At 31.7% G+C, this 3018-nt stretch carries 1 protein-coding gene; it reads left to right on the top strand.

Annotated features, from left to right (window positions below; genetic code table 11):
* Positions 1-500: 500 nt before the first annotated feature.
* Positions 501-1052 (top strand): hypothetical protein, encoded by a 552-nt coding sequence (locus tag GH664_RS22160; protein WP_153163789.1) that lies wholly within the window; start codon positions 501-503, stop codon positions 1050-1052.
* Positions 1053-3018: the final 1966 nt, after the last annotated feature.

Genomic DNA, 3018 nt, shown 5'->3' with positions numbered 1-3018 from the left:
ATACTAATAGTAAGCCTAGATCATTAGTAAGTAGGATGAAACCATTACAGTATATGTATATTGTAGTATGGTATAGACTTGAATTAGCATTATCTAGAGATAAAGGTAAAGTAGCAGTAATGGATATTACTTAGATACCTAAATCTATGAATATTGATGTTAACAAGTGGATGCATTACTTAAGTGCACTAGGTGTAGCTTTTATTAATCCATATGATGAAGGGTGGGATATACCAGGACGTGAAGGAGGTAAACCATCTCAATTCAACTAGTTATCTTCTTGGGACTTAACTATGAGTAATGTAATAGCTGAGTATATTCAATTGATGCAAAAGATTGAAGACATGGTAGCTAAGCTTACTGGTATTACTCCACAAAGACAAGGGTAGATTGCTGCTAGTGAATTAGTGGGTAATACTAATACTGCTGTTAGTATGTCTTATCATATTACTGAACCTTGGTTCTGGAATCACAATTAGGTAAAAAGAAGAGTATTAACTATGCTGTTGAACACTTCTAAAGCTGCTTGGAAAGATAGTAAGAAATACTTGAATTATATATTAGATGATGCTACTAGAGCATTTGTACAATTATCTGATAATTTCTTCTACGAAGATATGGATATATTTGTAGATGATAGTACTAAGAATCAACAGTATATAGATCAATTAAAGCAATTGCTACAACCTGCTATGCAGAATGGTGCCAGTCTGTTAGATATTGCTGAAATCATTACTTTAGATAACATGAGTATGATTAAGAATAGGCTTGAGGAAATTGAACAGAAAAGAATGGAACAGATGCAGCAACAGCAGCAAGCTGAACAACAAGCACAACAACAAATGGCAGAACAACAGAATCAGCTTAAAGAAGAAGAGCTTATGCTTAAGGAAGCAGAAATGGATCTTGAAAAATATAAAGTAGATCAAGACAATGCTACTAAAATTACTGTAGCACAACTTAATGCTTATCGTGGTGCTGAGAATATGGATCAAGATATGAATGGAATTCCTGATCCAATTGAAATAGGAAAACAGGCTCTAGAACAGTAGAAGATAAATTCTGATATTGCTACTAAACAATTAGAACTCAACAATAAGCGTAGAGAAATAGAGCAGAAGAGAGAAGCTGAAAATAAGAAGATACAGCTTGAAAAAGATAGAATGAAGCATGAAACTGAGTTGCAACGTATGTCTGATAAAGCTGCTATGGATAGAGAGAAACTAAAGGCAAAAACTGCTATTCGCAATAAAGTAACAGGAGAGAAGTGATATGAAAGTAATACAGAACAAATTTATACCATTTAAGGGTTATAAATATATCAATATATTTGGTTTGATATTTACTAGAGATAAATCTAAAATAACAGATATTGAATATAATCACGAAAAGATTCATCTCAAATAGATGCAAGAAATGTTGTGGTTGCCTTTCTATATTTGGTATGGTATTGAATATTTAATAATATCTATAGCTAGATTATCAGATAAACAAGGAGATCGGTATCATGATGTATCTTTTGAAGAAGAAGCGCATAATAATGATACCAATCTTGAATACTGTAAGCAAAGAAAACATTTCGCTTGGTTGAAGTACATTAAGATTAAAAGTAATAAGGAGAATTAATTATGGCTTGTAAAGGTGGAAAGAAGAGCTCTAAAAAGGGTTCTAAGAAAAGTAAATAATTATGGAACGTGAAGCATTTAGATAGAGAATGCAACAGTATAAGTAGGCTAGGGAAAGCAATCCCTAGCTGAAATACTGGGATTGGAAGAAGTATGCAGATGGTGGTACTATAGATGAAGACCCACCACAAAATACTAGTGAAAGACCTATTACTAACTTTGACCCTAAAGGAGATCCATATAATCCTACATATGGATATAACCCAGGTGCAGGCTATGTTTCAAATTCAGATCCATTAGGCAGTCTATATGTAGAAGGAGCTCTACTTAATCCAGTATTTAAATTAGCAGGTAATGCAGTATCTAATGTAGCTAGAGGATTAACTAAATACTCTTCTAAATATGTACCAGAAGTAAAAAGAACTGTATAGGATAAGATAAACAGTTTATTCCGTAGAGAAGCTGAAGATAAAGCTCGTACATTTAAATTATATGACGATGCTATAGAATCTAGAAATAGAATAATTGAGGATCTATATTCTAATCCAGCTTATATGGAAAGAGCTAGATAGATTTAGAATACTTATGGTGATAATTATGCTCAAGTATACGAAGATATAATTAATTAGTATAACACTAATTATTGGAATTTGCCTAATCCTGTTATAAAACAATTAGATGCTAAGGCTAAAATGCAGGCTAAGGATGCAGCTGTAAATAGGTATATTACTAGAAGACAACCAGCAGGATATGATGATTTTGAATATTAGATAAATAGAAATCTTACAGAGATAGATTATCCTACTACTAGACATGAATTAGGACACTATGTAGATTTCAATTTAGCTAAAAGTTCAAACCCCGATTATAGCAACTCTATGTTTGCAGAGTTAAAAAGAGATTTATCAAAATAGAAGAATCCATTATTTCCAGATAAAACTGATTATTATAGCAAAGGTACAGAATAGAAGTCTTATATGAATACTCTTAGAGAGTATATGTTTAAGACTGGTATGATTAATAATATAGGAGATAAGGTAACTTCTAGATAGATTAAGAAAGCTATAAGATCCTTGCCTAAAGATATGAGATCTATTGAAGCTGCTTATCTTCAATTTGCTACACCTGGATAGTATACAAAATGGTTTAACAAGATACCTTTACTTGGTACTTATCCAATAGTAAATAAACAATTTTAGAATTATGAAGAAGATAAAGATAAAGCCAGAGAATAGAGGTAAGTTCAATGCAACTAAAAAGAAAACAGGAAAGACAACTGAAGAGCTAACTCACAGTAAGAATCCTGTAACAAGAAAAAGAGCAATATTCGCTTAGAATGCTGCTAAATGGAATAAAGGTAAAAAGAAGAAAAAATAAATCTAATTAAATATTT

It is taken from the genome of Thauera sp. 2A1 (assembly GCF_009469595.2).
Taxonomy (GTDB): domain Bacteria; phylum Pseudomonadota; class Gammaproteobacteria; order Burkholderiales; family Rhodocyclaceae; genus Thauera.
This window is presented reverse-complemented; position numbering and strand designations above follow the sequence as displayed.